Origin of the sequence: Vibrio sp. (genome assembly GCF_038138445.1) — a bacterium.
Lineage (GTDB): Bacteria > Pseudomonadota > Gammaproteobacteria > Enterobacterales > Vibrionaceae > Vibrio.
On the sequence record NZ_JAYQDQ010000024.1, the window covers coordinates 17,173 to 30,673 of the forward strand.

Genomic DNA, 13,501 nt, shown 5'->3' on the forward strand with positions numbered 1-13,501 from the left:
TTATCCTTTATTCTTAGTTAGGTAGAACTCAGCCAGAGCCAAATCTTCAGGTTGAGTGATTTTTATATTTTCTGCCGAACCCGGAACAAGTGCGGGTGACAATCCTGACCATTCCATGGCAGACGCTTCATCTGTGATATGAGCACCTTTAGATAAAGCCTGCTCCAAAGCTGTCGCTAGTTGCTCAGTACGAAACATTTGCGGGGTTAATGCATGCCATAGGTTTGAACGATCAACTGTCTTCTCAATATCACCTGATAGATTGGCTCTTTTCATCGTATCTCTAACAGGAGCGGCCAGTATTCCCCCAACTGGATGATTTAATGATGCCTTAATCAAGCTATCTATATCCTGATTGTCAATACAAGGTCTAGCGGCATCATGGACCATAACCCAGTTAGATTTCTCATTATCACGTACAAAATTGACTCCAGCTAGAACAGAATCCGCACGCTCATCACCACCTATAACCGTGACAACCCTGTCATCTTGGGCTAAAGATAAACGTGAAAAATAAGGATCGTTTTTCCCTACCGCGATAACAACTTTGGCGATATTTGGATGGCTTAGCAATTTATATACTGTATGCTCGAGTACAGTTGCTTCGTTTATTTGAAGGTATTGCTTGGGACGCTCTGCTCCCATGCGGCGCCCCACACCAGCGGCTGGAACAATCGCAGTAATGGAAAGTGCTTGCATCATACTCAGTTATTCCCTTCAACAATTCGATAAAAGGTTTCACCATCCTTAACCATGCCCAGCTCATGGCGAGCTCGCTCCTCTATCGCATCTAGCCCTTGGCGTAAATCATCAATCTCAGCAAACATTTCACTATTTCTATTTTGCAGGTTACCGTTAACTTGGTGCTGTACTTCAATCTCTGCCTGGACAGTTTTAAACTCAGAAATACCATTTTTCCCCAGCCACAGCGTGTACTGCAGCCAGCCTAATAATAGAAATAAAACAAGGGCAAAAATTCGCATAACTAGTTATAACAATGACAGTAATTTGAAGCTCATGTATACCATAATACCACTTGCATGGCGACATAATGGTATAGAGAGCTCAATAAGGTCAGCGCTGTAACAAAAACAAGAGTAACCCTAAACCTAATACCAATCGATAAATTACAAATGGCGTCATTCCCATACGCGAGATAAGTTTAAGAAACAGGTGAATACATAAATAAGCACTCATAAAGGAAGTAACGATACCAGTGAGGAGCATGTTTGTGTCCACGGCCACGCCGCTACTGATAAGTTTTAAACCTAAATAACCACCAGCTAGCAAAATAATAGGAATTGACATTAAGAATGAAAACCTAGCCGCTGCTTCACGGGTAAAGCCTAAATACAACGCGGCTGTAATCGTGATCCCAGAGCGAGAGGTTCCTGGTATCATAGCCACTGCTTGCGCAGCACCTATCAATATTGCTTTCTTTCGGTCTACCTGATATTCGTCTTTAGCAAGGCTAGCATTTCTGTCAACGTACCAAAGCAACAAACCAAAAATTATGGTTGTGGTAGCAATAACCCAAGCACTGCGCAAATACAGCTCTATAATATCCTTCATTAATAAGCCAAAGACACAAGCAGGAATGGTTGCAATAACAATCATCCAAGCCAGCTTGGCTTCTTTACTGCGATCGCCTTTAAATATAGAAGCTAAAAAGGCACTGAATAAGGCTACAACTTCATGACGAAAGTAAATAACCACTGCGGCCAACGTCCCCACATGAACAGCTACATCAAAGGCTAACCCTTGATCTTCCCATCCAAGTACTGCGGAGGGCAAAATTAAATGTGCAGAACTAGAAATGGGTAAAAATTCAGTAAAGCCCTGTATCACGGCTAGAATAAAAGCTTCAAAATAACTCATTAGATTCTCAGTTAGAAGGGTGATTAAACCAAAGTTCTATTTCACTTAGGTGTTCTGGGTAAGAAAGTTCTGACCAAATTTGATCGATAGTTCGGCCATCATTGGGCACGCGAAGTTCAGAACATAATTCACGCAGCGGTTCAATGACAAAACCGTACTTGTAGATATCACTACGAGGTAGCTCTGGTGAGTGTTTGGATACCTGTTGGCCGAACAAAATAATATCCAAATCAACCGTGCGAGACTGAAGTTTTTCAGAGTCACGCTCACGACCCCACTCTAGCTCTATATCACGCAGTTGCTGCACAAATTCTTCTAAATTTTGTGAGGTATCCATTTCAACAACCAAATTATAAAAAGCATCACCATCGAAACCCACGGCTGGACATTCATAGATAGTCGACAAGCGAATATTCTGACCAATCTCATGTAATGCATATATCGCAACCTCGATATGCTTACGCGGCTCAATATTGGAGCCAACACCAATGTATGCTTTTGTCATGGGTTGCCTCGCTCAATGATGACCCCCACACCGGATGCCTGAACAACAGCTCCAGGTTTTGTTAATCGAATTCTCACCCAAGGAACAGAAAATTGGCTGATAATTAATTCAGCGACTTCTTCTGCCACTCTCTCGACCAATAAAAAACGGCCAGATTCTATATGAGAAAGTACCGCCGAGCTGACTTTGGCGTAATCAAGAGCATCAACGACATTATCACTTTTACCTGCAGCCCGATTGTCGTGGGCCATTTCAATGTCCAGAACAAGCTTTTGCTTAATGCTCTGTTCCCAATCGTACACGCCTATCGTCGTGATCACTTCTAACTGCTCGATAAACACTTTATCCATGCATTTTGATTCCTAATTAGAGGTCGGATACCCAAATCTGATAAAAAGTCGTACTATTTTTGTCCCAAACACCAAAATCTGGGTAGTTTGAGCCTTGTAAGCGCTATATGATATCAATTACTTGCTCAGCTAACACCTTTTTATAATGAGTAACGACGCTATGACCACTATCGCTATTGTCATGATCATCTCAGCTTATTTATTAGGTTCGGTTTCGAGCGCTATCCTTATTTGTCGATTACTCAAATTACCCGACCCACGCCATATAGGTTCTCACAATCCTGGGGCGACAAATGTACTGAGACTTGGTGGAAAAAAAACCGCTCTCGCAGTGCTATTATGTGACATGTTAAAAGGAACCATTCCCGTCTGGGGAGGCTACTTTTTTCATATTGAGCCTATTTTACTGGGTGTCATTGCCATCGCTGCATGTCTAGGGCATATGTACCCCATCTTTTTCCACTTTCAAGGCGGAAAAGGAGTGGCGACAGCTCTAGGGTCCATAGCTCCAATAGGCTTGGGGTTATCATGCCTTCTCATTGCTACGTGGTTGTTAGTTATCGTGTTATTTCGCTATTCTTCTCTCGCTGCAATAATCACCGTCTTGCTTGCTCCACTTTATACATGGATGATAAAGCCCCAATACACCTTACCTGTCGCTATGCTGGCATGTCTGATTATCTTCCGTCACCACAAAAACATTAAGCGCTTACTCGACGGTTCTGAGCCAAAAATCAACGAAAAAAATTCCGTTTAACTCTCATATCTCTCACACTTACTCTAACTTGTTTATTGATAGAGCTTGGTGAAGAAATCTTCCAGCATTTTTGAAACAAACTCAGGCTGCTCTAGGTTTGATATATGTCCAGCCTGAGGAATTTGAACCAGTTCAGAGCCAGTAATACAATCATGCATAAGGTATGACTCAAGGACTGGCCGAGGTACATTTTTCTCCCCAACAGCAATCAATACCGGTAATGCAAACATCTCTATATCTTCAATCTGATCTCGACGCCCAAAGATCATTCGACCTATTCGGGCCGTTTCTATCGCTCGCTCACCTTTTAAGCTTGCCAGCATCATATGAAATTGTGCTACTAGCTCGGGCGCTTGGTGCTCAGAAGCGAAAAAAAGCGGTAAGATGGATTCAATGGTGGAGTCAGAGAACATCTGCGAAAATTCCACTACATCCAACAAAGAGAAATACTTTTTATGGGCCACTTCTGGTTCCAAACCAACAAAAGTGTCTATCATAACGAGCGACTTCACTCTGTGGGGAACAAAGCTTACTACTTCAGTTCCCCACATCCCCCCAAGTTCCATACCAACAATGGAGAACTGTTCAATACTCAGATGGTCCATTAAGGCAACAACATGCCTGGCGTAGTCCACAAGAGAATTCATTGACTTAGGCGCTAAATCAGAATCTCCATGCGCCCAAAAGTCTGGCACTATACAGCGATACTTTTTGCTTAATACTTCGACTTGGGGAGCCCACATTTCACTGCTCCACAGATATGCATGACCAAAAACAATTACAGAACCTTGGCCGACATCTGTATAAGCCACTTTCTGACCGTCTAACGTAAATTGGGGCATAATTATTCTCATTTTAATCAAAAACACCTACCAAGATGATTAAGGGTACCAATGGCGCTCAAAGCTATTGAGGTATTAGAAATGATGGGAAAAGCCACCCTTTGAGGTAAGTGGCTTTACTATAAAAAATTGGATTACAAGATTGGTTTTAATTGGTCGATTGGCCAGCGTGGGGTCGCTTGCACAGATAGATCCGTCGTTTCACCATTTTTGAGCCGCTGCATACCTGCATAGGCAATCATTGCGCCATTATCGGTACAAAACTCGGTTCGTGGATAATATACCTCTCCATCAATCTTGCTAGCTAACTGTTCTAAATCTGAACGCAAGCGGCGGTTAGCACTCACCCCACCTGCAATGACAATCCGTTTCAATCCAGTTTGTTCAAGCGCTCGCTTACATTTTATGGTTAATGTTGCACAGACTGCCTCTTCAAATGCTAACGCAATATCCGCTCGCGTTTGCTCATCATCGCCATTGGCAGCAATGGTATTGGCTGTAAATGTTTTCAACCCCGAGAAGCTCATATCTAAACCCGGCCTATCTGTCATTGGGCGAGGAAACTTAAAGCGTCCAGGCGTACCTTTTTCTGCCAACTTAGACAAAAGAGGACCTCCCGGGTAATCAAGTCCCATCAATTTAGCCGTTTTATCAAAGGCTTCACCAGCAGCATCATCAATCGACTCGCCAAGAATTGTGTACTCACCAATCCCTCGGACTTCAACCATCATAGAGTGTCCTCCAGACACCAGCACAGCAACAAAGGGAAAAGGTGGCGGGTTATCTTCTAACATAGGTGCCAATAAGTGTCCTTCCATATGATGTACAGGGACAGCAGGCACACCCCAAGCATAAGCAAGACTGCGGCCTATGGTCGCCCCTACCAGCAAGGCTCCAACCAGGCCTGGTCCTGCGGTATACGCGACACCGTCGATATCCTTAGATGTCAAACCTGCTTCTGTCATTGCCGATTTAATTAACGGAATAGTCTTTTTAACATGATCACGAGAAGCAAGCTCTGGAACGACACCACCATAATCGGCGTGCAGTTTAACTTGACTGTACAATTTGTGAGAAAGCAGTCCTTTCTCATCATCATATATCGCGATGCCCGTTTCATCACATGAGGTTTCAATACCAATAATGCGCATGGTTTAACCTAGATAACTTGTTCTACGATTCAAAATTAGCGCAATCTTACCTTGGCTTGGCTTAGCAAACAAATTTTGTATACTGATTAAACGACAAAGGGCTTTACAAAGCCTATACAATCAGATTAAAATTCCGCACCATTTTTGATCAAGCTGATAATAGAACCAGCAGTAAAGCTAGGTACTTTAAAATCAGCATTAATGAATAACCCCTGAGGTGAAAGGCATATGCCAGTAGTTAAAGTACGTGAAAACGAACCGTTCGACGTTGCTCTACGTCGTTTCAAACGCTCTTGCGAAAAAGCAGGTATCCTTTCTGAAGTGCGTCGTCGTGAGCACTACGAAAAGCCAACTACAGTTCGCAAACGCGCTAAAGCAGCAGCTCAAAAGCGTCACGCTAAGAAGCTAGCTCGCGAAAACGCTCGTCGCGTTCGCCTGTACTAATAACTAAGTCCAATAAAGGAATTTAGTTATGGCTCTGATTGATACTCTCAAAGATGAGCAAAAAATAGCGATGAAAGCCAAGGACAAACTACGCCTTGGCACTATACGTTTAGCTCTATCTGCGATTAAACAGCGTGAAGTTGACGAACAGATAACTCTGACTGACAACGATATTCTTGCTGTATTAACTAAGATGGTTAAACAACGTCGCGACTCTGTCGCTCAATATGAATCTGCAGGTCGACAAGATCTTGCCGATACCGAGCAAGCTGAAATTACTGTACTTGAGGAATTTATGCCTCAACCGCTAAGTGAAACTGAAGTAGCCGCATTGATCACCAATGCCATTACTGAATCAGGTGCTGCGGGCATGCAAGATATGGGTAAAGTAATGGCTGTGCTTAAGCCAAAGATTCAGGGGCGAGCAGATATGGGTAAAGTCAGTGGTTTAGTACGCGCTAAGCTCGGATAATTACTCAACACACATTACAACAGGCCGTGCTAACCTTGGGAAAGCGCGGCTTGTTTGTATCTAGCCTATTATTCTTTTTCGTATTCTAGAGGTTTATGGCGGGACAGATACCAAGAAGCTTTATCGATGACTTACTCGCTCGGCTGGATATTGTCGACATCATCGACTCTCGAGTAAAGCTAAAGAAAAAAGGCAAAAACTACGGCGCATGCTGTCCATTCCACAATGAGAAAACACCGTCATTTAGTGTAAGCCAAGAAAAGCAGTTCTATCATTGCTTTGGCTGCGGTGCCCATGGCAACGCTATCGACTTTATGATGGAGTACGAAAGATTAGAATTCCCAGAAGCGATTGATGAACTTGCCTCTTATCTGGGGTTAGATGTACCAAGAGAACAACGCCAAAGTGGAAGGTTCGCCTCAAGTGTTCCTCAAGCCAATAATGAGCAAAAACGTAACCTCTACGATTTGATGGCAGGCATTGCTCAGTTTTACCGAGACCAATTAAAGCACTCTGGAAGCAAAGTCGCTATCGACTACCTAAAAGATCGGGGCCTCACTGGAGAAATAGTCAAAAAATTCGGTATTGGTTATGTGGCTGATGAGTGGGATTTAGTCCGTAAAAATTTTGGACACACAGAACAAACCCAAGCTATGCTCGTCTCCGGCGGAATGCTAATCGAAAATGATAAAGGTAGCCGTTATGATCGTTTTCGTGGCCGAGTCATGTTCCCTATTCATGATAGGCGCGGAAGAGTCATTGGGTTTGGTGGCCGAATCCTAGGTGATGGGACCCCAAAATACCTTAACTCACCAGAAACACCCATTTTCCACAAAGGTAAAGAGTTATACGGCTTATATGAAGTCATGCAGGCTTACCGTGAACCACCACAAATATTGGTTGTTGAAGGTTATATGGATGTGGTGGCACTGGCTCAATATGGTGTCGACTATGCGGTAGCGTCTCTTGGAACCTCGACTACAGACGATCACATACGCCAATTATTTAGGCAAACAGACACTATCGTTTGCTGCTACGATGGTGACCGGGCAGGCAGAGAAGCTGCAAGAAGAGCAATGGAGAATGCTCTGCAGTTCCTCAATGCCAACAAAGTGCTTAAAGTCTTGTTTTTACCTGATGGAGAAGATCCAGATAGTTTTGTTCGAAAATTTGGCAAAGAGGCAATTGAGCAAGAAATAGATAGAGCTGATTCACTGATTGATTTCTTGCTAGCCGAAATTAAAAAAGATGCTCCAGATTCGGATCCTAAACGCTGGGGGACCTATGTAGCGACAAATGCAGCCCCATTGCTGAACAAAACAACCGATCCCTCGCTGCAAGCATATTTATGGAAAGAATTAACACTGGGTACAGGCTGGAGTGATTTCCAACTTCAGAAGTTTCTCAATTCATTGATAACTGCAACAGCTGATACAAAACCTACCCCTCATAAAGAAATCAAAAGAACACCAATGCGTGAGGTGATAGCGTTACTTATTCAAAATCCGAACTATGCTCAAATGGTGCCAGATTTGACCACAGTTAGAGAACTATCGGTTCCTGGATTAAGATTATTCATTGAGGTGCTTGAATACTGCCATCAGCACCCCAATATAAACACAGGCCAGTTAATTGAATACTGGCGTAACACGAGCCATGAAGCTCTACTGTCTCGTTTAGCTGGATGGGAAATCCCGCTCGATGAAGATAATGAACAAGATATTTTTTTAGATTCGCTGGATAAAATATTGGCCCAGTGTGTCGAAAAGCAAATTGAAGATTTGCAGGCCAAAGAAAGAAGTGTCGGTTTATCAACCGAAGAAAGAAGGGAGCTGCTAGCCTTAATGCTAGATTTAAAAGCGTAACCCTGTTCGAATAGTCAGCAATGAATTAATGTGTTATTATGGGTGGTTTGCACTCGCATACTAATTCCTTCACCAGATACTAAGTTGGATACCGTCTATGGATCAAAATCCGCAGTCACAGCTAAAACAACTTGTCATTAAAGGCAAGGAACAAGGCTATCTGACCTACGCAGAAGTAAATGATCACCTGCCAGCAGAAATCGTAGATTCTGAGCAGGTTGAAGATATCATTCAAATGATTAACGACATGGGCATCCGAGTTGTTGAAACTGCGCCTGATGCCGATGACCTTGCTCTGAATGACGATGATACTATTACCGATGAAGATGCCGCTGAAGCAGCTGCTGCCGCATTATCTAGCGTAGAAAATGAAATTGGCCGTACCACGGACCCAGTGCGTATGTATATGCGCGAAATGGGAACAGTAGAACTACTGACTCGTGAAGGCGAAATCGATATTGCAAAACGCATTGAAGATGGTATTAACCAAGTTCAAAATGCTGTAGCCGAGTACCCAGGAACCATTCCTTATATTCTTGAGCAATTCGATAAAGTTCAAGCTGAGGAACTGCGCCTTACTGACCTCATTACCGGTTTCGTCGACCCTGATGCTGATGAAACAGCAGCGCCAACTGCAACCCACATAGGTTCAGAGCTGGCTGAGTCAGACTTAGAAGACGAAGATGATGAAGATGTCGATGAAGACAGTGAAGATAGCGACGAAGAGGAAGAAGAAATGGGCATTAACCCTGAACTCGCCCTTGAGAAGTTCACTTCACTGCGCAACACCTTCCAAAATTTTCAGCTGGCGTGTAATGAGTACGGCAATGAAAGCCCGAAAGCACAGATTGCTCACGAGCTTGTATTGGATGTGTTCAAAGAATTCCGTCTGACTCCTAAGCAGTTTGATTACTTAGTTGACGAGTTGCGCACCTCAATGGAGCGCGTCCGTACTCAAGAGCGCCTGATCATGAAAGCGTCTGTTGAATACGGTAAAATGCCGAAAAAATCCTTCATTACGCTCTTTACTGGTAATGAATCAAGCGAAGCATGGCTAGACGAAATTTTATCTTCTGATAAGCCTTATGCAGAAAAAATTCAACGTAGCGAAGAAGACATACGTCGCTCAATCATGAAACTCAAAATGATTGAGGAAGAGACTTCTCTAACGGTACAAAATATCAAAGATATTAGCCGCCGTATGTCTATCGGTGAAGCAAAGGCCCGCCGAGCTAAGAAAGAAATGGTCGAGGCTAACTTACGTCTGGTTATTTCTATCGCGAAGAAATACACCAATCGTGGTTTGCAGTTCTTGGATTTGATTCAAGAAGGTAACATCGGCTTGATGAAAGCAGTTGATAAATTTGAATATCGCCGTGGCTATAAATTCTCGACCTACGCAACTTGGTGGATTCGACAAGCAATCACTCGCTCTATTGCCGATCAAGCTCGAACAATACGTATTCCAGTACACATGATCGAAACGATCAACAAACTGAATCGTATCTCTCGCCAAATGCTACAGGAGATGGGCCGAGAACCACTTCCAGAAGAATTGGCAGAACGCATGCAAATGCCGGAAGATAAGATTCGCAAAGTACTAAAAATTGCTAAAGAGCCGATCTCAATGGAAACGCCGATAGGCGACGATGAAGATTCGCATCTTGGCGATTTTATTGAAGATACAACCTTGGAGCTTCCTCTAGACTCAGCAACTTCTACAAGCTTAAAAGTTGCGACAAAAGATGTTCTAGCAGGTCTTACACCTCGCGAAGCTAAAGTTCTTCGTATGCGTTTTGGTATCGATATGAATACCGACCACACTCTTGAAGAGGTTGGTAAACAGTTTGATGTCACTCGAGAGCGTATCCGTCAGATCGAAGCCAAGGCATTACGTAAGCTTCGTCACCCAAGCCGCTCAGAAACACTGCGCAGCTTCTTAGATGAATAATTAAACACCATGGTCAAAAGGCGAGCAGAGGCTCGCCTTTTTTATAACCAAACAGTTTAAGTGGATAAAATATAGGCTAATTTACCCTATTTTGTATCTAGACAGCCCTATCATCATCCCCTATAATCGTTGACCTACAAAGGCCCCTTAGCTCAGTGGTTAGAACGGGTGTAAACCCCCATTGATTTACAACATTTAACTAAGACCCCTGACTACAATAGGTTTGCTTGTTGTTAATTCACAACTTTTTGTTTTTCATTGACAACAAATGGTTTGCCATGCAGAATCGGCCATACAGAATTTCGTGCCCATAGCTCAGTTTGGTTAGAGCATCCGACTCATAATCGGCAGGTCCTCGGTTCAAGCCCGAGTGGGCGCACCATCATAAGAAAGCCGCATCACATGATGCGGCTTTTTCTTGTATTTTATTTTTGAGTAATCAGGGCGCAAGCCATAGAGCTAATAGGCAGCCAGCTCACTTATTTCCCTGATTTGAGTAATTTACCCACTCATGACTAAACTACTCAAATTAGATACTCTCAGAGTAGTGAGCTGCCCATAACGATCTCGAACGTCGTAAACAACGCTACTGGTCGGGATTTACCTCCTTTCGTCTCGATACGAGCAAAGCCCTTGGATGAAAGTGCTTTAAGGGTAAGATTAATATCGCTAATAGAACGCCCACTCATTTCAGCAAGTTCATCAAGACTGTTTGGCTTTTCGCGAGCAAGTAAATTCATCAGTTCAACATTTTCGTTAGACAGCAGTTGTGAAAGCACAGCCAGTGACTCAAACAAAAATTGAGGGAAAGGTTCTTCAGACGTCACTTTTCCTTCTGCAATGCGAATCATGCGCTTACGAGCAAGCTCTTCTGATAGAATGCCGATTTTTGCTTTCATACTATCCTCATTCCTAATCGTCGCCATCTAAATCGACTGAATATTCACCGACAGTATCGTCTAATTGTTCTTGCATTTCTTGAGAAGGAACGATCAATTTATTAGGATGTTGCTCTATGTCTTTTTCGAATAAATCTAGAAAGCGATCAACGTTTTGACTTTCACAAGACGGCTTTGTCAGATCACTAATTTTATCTTCCTCATTCTTCATTGCTCACTACTCCCGTTGTTTTATTGACGCGATCACTTTTAACAAATCTGTAGCGATTGCAGAGCATTTGTCGTTCATAAGAACCGTTACTTCATCACCAAACTTCATCGTTACGATACCGTTCTTATCAACACTTAACAGAGCAAAAGACTGCCTCAAATCAAGAGTCATGTTACTTTCATTAGCAATAGCGTCAGTCATATATCCCTCATTACTAGCGAGTAAGTTTACAAAAGTGGTAGTAATTGTTACCCAAGACGTTTACTTGATTGATCTGTTTAACTTCTCGACGTTTTCAGTGGCATGTTGAAATATAGCGTTCTTTACAAATGCGAACTCTTCCCCTGGGAATCGTTTGTCTATCGAGCTGAATGCGTCACTGAATTGAGTGAGAAGGTCTGAGATGATCTCATGGCATTCAGCATTACTAATACCGAACTGATTAGCGGTTTGCTCCATGTGTCGTAAGCAAATTTTGTTGATATGGTATTTATATCCCTTGGATGCTTTTAGACCCATCGACAACTTTAGTTTTCTCTTATTCAACCCTTTAGGACCTACAGCAGGATATGCAGACAGTAAATCGTAGAATGGTGTGAGTTGATGGAATCCATTGGAATCAATATGCACCGAAAAGTTTTTTAGATGACCATCAGTTGCACCAATAAGGTACTGAAAAATCATAAACTTAAAAAAGTCACGAGTATTTTCATGGCTTTTTGTAGAAGCATCCAAAAAATTAGCAACCTTAGAGATGCCCAGTTGGTTCTCCGATTGATACTTTTTAGTTTCAGGAACGCCGAAAAACTGGCAAAAATCCTCTTGATGCCTCCGAGACGTGACACTGCTACTAAAACATCTATCGAACCGCTCTACAGCCAGGGCTTTAGCTCCAGACACGGTAGTAATTATCTCCACATTAGGAACATTAAAACCAAGCTTCTTGGCAATTTGAGTACAAATGAATTCATTCTCAACACTGCTTCTCATATCTAGCACTGAGTTATTTTGAGCAATAGCCCCCATCGGGTACTTGATAATGTGGCTACTGATTGATTTTCCTTGCGGAACATACCACTTGTCATTCAGCTTCATTAGCGTTGTTTTGGGTTGTGTCCCTGAGATACACGGACGGTAGTCACCAAAAAAAGCAAGAAATGACTTACGCTGAGTAACGAGTTCATCTAATTGACTTGCAGATAGTTCTCGATATTCCCATCCTACAACTGGAGGCTCCTTGCAGTCAGTGAACGAAATGCTGCCTGTACAGTCGTGTCCGATTTTAGAGAGTAAAGTGAGCGCATCGACAGATTGCACACCTACTGAGCGAGCGAGTTCTAATCGCTCACCCGTTAAGTCAGGAAGGAGATTATTTATAAAATTCAATACATTAAATGATGAAACCTCACCTTTCATTAGCGGTAGGCTTAACGAGATCGGGAAAGCTGAATGATATGCTAACCACTCGTCAGAATAAGAAAATGATAGATTACACTTCGACTGTTGGGCAAATTTCCCTACGAGCATGTTGTTTGTAGCATATGCGTAAAGTATAGGCTTGTACAAATTAACTCCTATTCTCTACTGGTAGTGCTATGTCTTTGTATAAGTTAATCGCATTTTCTACTGCTAACATTTCAGCTTGGATGTCTAATCTACGGTTGTCATGCTCAGATATGAATTGCTCTAAGCATGGACGAAGTTCTGAATGTTGAGTACATAACAAATTGAAATACTTCCAGGCTCTTTTGTTTATGCTATAAGACATTGATAAAAAAGACAATTTATCCTGTAGTTTCGTCAAAAGACTTTCTTCCTTGAGAGCAAAGTAACTAGAGTTCTCATTGTAATTGCCATAATCAACAACATCCCAATCGATGTGATTGAACATAAATCCCTTGGAGAACTTTTCATCTCCATGTTTATCGAAGCCACATGAAAGAACGGCACCGATAAGCGACATCTCCTTTAATTTTTTTTCAACATATTGATTTGATAAACACTCCTTTTCATCAGTGTCCAGTGGCAAAGACTTAAGGTCGTTAGCTGAGAAATGTTCAGTGTGATAAATGGCGAGAAATAACTCTTTTCTAATTTTTATCTTCGTTTGCACAAAAAATAACCGTTAAAATTCATTTTGAGGATTATAGTCCGTGGATAACTGCGCCGCAACATG

General features: G+C 42.5%; 16 protein-coding genes, 1 tRNA gene and 1 pseudogene. 6 read left to right on the forward strand and 12 right to left on the reverse strand.

What is annotated here, in order from left to right; all coding sequences use genetic code 11:
- The 5 genes from ispD to folB form a co-directional block, all read right to left on the reverse strand.
- On the reverse strand, nucleotides 1-702 hold the full coding sequence (gene ispD / locus AAFM34_RS08715) for a 2-C-methyl-D-erythritol 4-phosphate cytidylyltransferase (RefSeq protein ID WP_341661970.1): 702 nt from the start codon (nucleotides 700-702) through the stop codon (nucleotides 1-3).
- 2 nt (nucleotides 703-704) lie between these two features.
- Nucleotides 705-983 (reverse strand): cell division protein FtsB, encoded by a 279-nt coding sequence (gene ftsB / locus AAFM34_RS08720; protein WP_341661972.1) that lies wholly within the window; start codon nucleotides 981-983, stop codon nucleotides 705-707.
- A 91-nt stretch (nucleotides 984-1,074) separates the two neighbouring features.
- Nucleotides 1,075-1,878: an undecaprenyl-diphosphate phosphatase gene (locus AAFM34_RS08725; protein WP_341661975.1), complete on the reverse strand. Its 804-nt coding sequence runs from the start codon at nucleotides 1,876-1,878 to the stop codon at nucleotides 1,075-1,077.
- A gap of 7 nt (nucleotides 1,879-1,885) precedes the next feature.
- The gene (gene folK, locus AAFM34_RS08730; RefSeq protein ID WP_341661977.1) at nucleotides 1,886-2,383 is read right to left on the reverse strand and encodes a 2-amino-4-hydroxy-6-hydroxymethyldihydropteridine diphosphokinase; all 498 of its coding nucleotides are present in this window, start codon (nucleotides 2,381-2,383) and stop codon (nucleotides 1,886-1,888) included.
- Entirely contained in the window at nucleotides 2,380-2,733 is a 354-nt protein-coding gene (gene folB, locus AAFM34_RS08735; RefSeq protein WP_341661979.1) for a bifunctional dihydroneopterin aldolase/7,8-dihydroneopterin epimerase, read from the reverse strand. Before folB ends, folK begins: the two co-directional genes overlap by 4 nt.
- Nucleotides 2,734-2,893: 160 nt before the next feature.
- On the opposite strand from folB, the gene plsY reads away from it, so the two are divergent.
- On the forward strand, nucleotides 2,894-3,490 hold the full coding sequence (gene plsY, locus AAFM34_RS08740) for a glycerol-3-phosphate 1-O-acyltransferase PlsY (RefSeq protein ID WP_160930173.1): 597 nt from the start codon (nucleotides 2,894-2,896) through the stop codon (nucleotides 3,488-3,490).
- 32 nt (nucleotides 3,491-3,522) lie between these two features.
- Here plsY and AAFM34_RS08745 read toward each other — a convergent pair whose 3' ends face one another.
- Together AAFM34_RS08745 and tsaD are read right to left on the reverse strand one after the other, a co-directional pair.
- Nucleotides 3,523-4,332: an alpha/beta hydrolase gene (locus tag AAFM34_RS08745; protein ID WP_341661982.1), complete on the reverse strand. Its 810-nt coding sequence runs from the start codon at nucleotides 4,330-4,332 to the stop codon at nucleotides 3,523-3,525.
- A 134-nt stretch (nucleotides 4,333-4,466) separates the two neighbouring features.
- The gene (gene tsaD / locus AAFM34_RS08750; protein WP_341661984.1) at nucleotides 4,467-5,483 is read right to left on the reverse strand and encodes a tRNA (adenosine(37)-N6)-threonylcarbamoyltransferase complex transferase subunit TsaD; all 1,017 of its coding nucleotides are present in this window, start codon (nucleotides 5,481-5,483) and stop codon (nucleotides 4,467-4,469) included.
- A gap of 228 nt (nucleotides 5,484-5,711) precedes the next feature.
- On the opposite strand from tsaD, the gene rpsU reads away from it, so the two are divergent.
- The 5 genes from rpsU (at nucleotide 5,712) to AAFM34_RS08775 (ending at nucleotide 10,597) form a co-directional block, all read left to right on the forward strand.
- Nucleotides 5,712-5,927, forward strand: coding sequence for a 30S ribosomal protein S21 (rpsU, locus tag AAFM34_RS08755; RefSeq protein WP_001145625.1), 216 nt, complete (start codon nucleotides 5,712-5,714; stop codon nucleotides 5,925-5,927).
- 28 nt (nucleotides 5,928-5,955) lie between these two features.
- Entirely contained in the window at nucleotides 5,956-6,399 is a 444-nt protein-coding gene (locus tag AAFM34_RS08760; protein ID WP_341661986.1) for a GatB/YqeY domain-containing protein, read from the forward strand.
- Nucleotides 6,400-6,494: 95 nt separating this feature from the next.
- Nucleotides 6,495-8,264, forward strand: a complete 1,770-nt coding sequence (gene dnaG, locus AAFM34_RS08765) for a DNA primase (RefSeq protein WP_341661988.1) — start codon at nucleotides 6,495-6,497, stop codon at nucleotides 8,262-8,264.
- A gap of 97 nt (nucleotides 8,265-8,361) precedes the next feature.
- Complete coding sequence (rpoD, locus tag AAFM34_RS08770) at nucleotides 8,362-10,215, forward strand: RNA polymerase sigma factor RpoD (protein ID WP_341661990.1); 1,854 nt, start codon at nucleotides 8,362-8,364, stop codon at nucleotides 10,213-10,215.
- A 304-nt stretch (nucleotides 10,216-10,519) separates the two neighbouring features.
- Nucleotides 10,520-10,597 (forward strand) — tRNA-Ile (locus AAFM34_RS08775).
- A gap of 157 nt (nucleotides 10,598-10,754) precedes the next feature.
- On the opposite strand, the gene AAFM34_RS08780 is transcribed toward AAFM34_RS08775, so the two are convergent.
- The 5 genes and pseudogenes from AAFM34_RS08780 to AAFM34_RS08800 form a co-directional block, all read right to left on the reverse strand.
- The gene (locus AAFM34_RS08780; protein ID WP_341661992.1) at nucleotides 10,755-11,114 is read right to left on the reverse strand and encodes a transcriptional regulator; all 360 of its coding nucleotides are present in this window, start codon (nucleotides 11,112-11,114) and stop codon (nucleotides 10,755-10,757) included.
- Nucleotides 11,115-11,127: 13 nt separating this feature from the next.
- A complete protein-coding gene (locus tag AAFM34_RS08785) occupies nucleotides 11,128-11,325 on the reverse strand; it encodes a hypothetical protein (protein ID WP_089194159.1) in 198 nt (65 codons plus the stop codon).
- Nucleotides 11,322-11,526: pseudogene (locus AAFM34_RS08790) on the reverse strand (hypothetical protein). Before AAFM34_RS08790 ends, AAFM34_RS08785 begins: the two are co-directional and overlap by 4 nt.
- 60 nt (nucleotides 11,527-11,586) lie before the next feature.
- On the reverse strand, nucleotides 11,587-12,891 hold the full coding sequence (locus AAFM34_RS08795) for a HipA domain-containing protein (protein WP_341661998.1): 1,305 nt from the start codon (nucleotides 12,889-12,891) through the stop codon (nucleotides 11,587-11,589).
- A 1-nt stretch (nucleotide 12,892) separates the two neighbouring features.
- The gene (locus tag AAFM34_RS08800; RefSeq protein ID WP_341661999.1) at nucleotides 12,893-13,438 is read right to left on the reverse strand and encodes a hypothetical protein; all 546 of its coding nucleotides are present in this window, start codon (nucleotides 13,436-13,438) and stop codon (nucleotides 12,893-12,895) included.
- Nucleotides 13,439-13,501 lie beyond the last annotated feature (63 nt).

Coding starts and splice junctions, on each gene's coding strand:
- ispD (WP_341661970.1), bottom strand. CDS start 702: ATGATGCAAGCACTTTCCATTACTGCGATTGTTCCAGCCGCTGGTGTG.
- ftsB (WP_341661972.1), bottom strand. CDS start 983: ATGCGAATTTTTGCCCTTGTTTTATTTCTATTATTAGGCTGGCTGCAG.
- AAFM34_RS08725 (WP_341661975.1), bottom strand. CDS start 1,878: ATGAGTTATTTTGAAGCTTTTATTCTAGCCGTGATACAGGGCTTTACT.
- folK (WP_341661977.1), bottom strand. CDS start 2,383: ATGACAAAAGCATACATTGGTGTTGGCTCCAATATTGAGCCGCGTAAG.
- folB (WP_341661979.1), bottom strand. CDS start 2,733: ATGGATAAAGTGTTTATCGAGCAGTTAGAAGTGATCACGACGATAGGC.
- plsY (WP_160930173.1), top strand. CDS start 2,894: ATGACCACTATCGCTATTGTCATGATCATCTCAGCTTATTTATTAGGT.
- AAFM34_RS08745 (WP_341661982.1), bottom strand. CDS start 4,332: ATGCCCCAATTTACGTTAGACGGTCAGAAAGTGGCTTATACAGATGTC.
- tsaD (WP_341661984.1), bottom strand. CDS start 5,483: ATGCGCATTATTGGTATTGAAACCTCATGTGATGAAACGGGCATCGCG.
- rpsU (WP_001145625.1), top strand. CDS start 5,712: ATGCCAGTAGTTAAAGTACGTGAAAACGAACCGTTCGACGTTGCTCTA.
- AAFM34_RS08760 (WP_341661986.1), top strand. CDS start 5,956: ATGGCTCTGATTGATACTCTCAAAGATGAGCAAAAAATAGCGATGAAA.
- dnaG (WP_341661988.1), top strand. CDS start 6,495: ATGGCGGGACAGATACCAAGAAGCTTTATCGATGACTTACTCGCTCGG.
- rpoD (WP_341661990.1), top strand. CDS start 8,362: ATGGATCAAAATCCGCAGTCACAGCTAAAACAACTTGTCATTAAAGGC.
- AAFM34_RS08780 (WP_341661992.1), bottom strand. CDS start 11,114: ATGAAAGCAAAAATCGGCATTCTATCAGAAGAGCTTGCTCGTAAGCGC.
- AAFM34_RS08785 (WP_089194159.1), bottom strand. CDS start 11,325: ATGAAGAATGAGGAAGATAAAATTAGTGATCTGACAAAGCCGTCTTGT.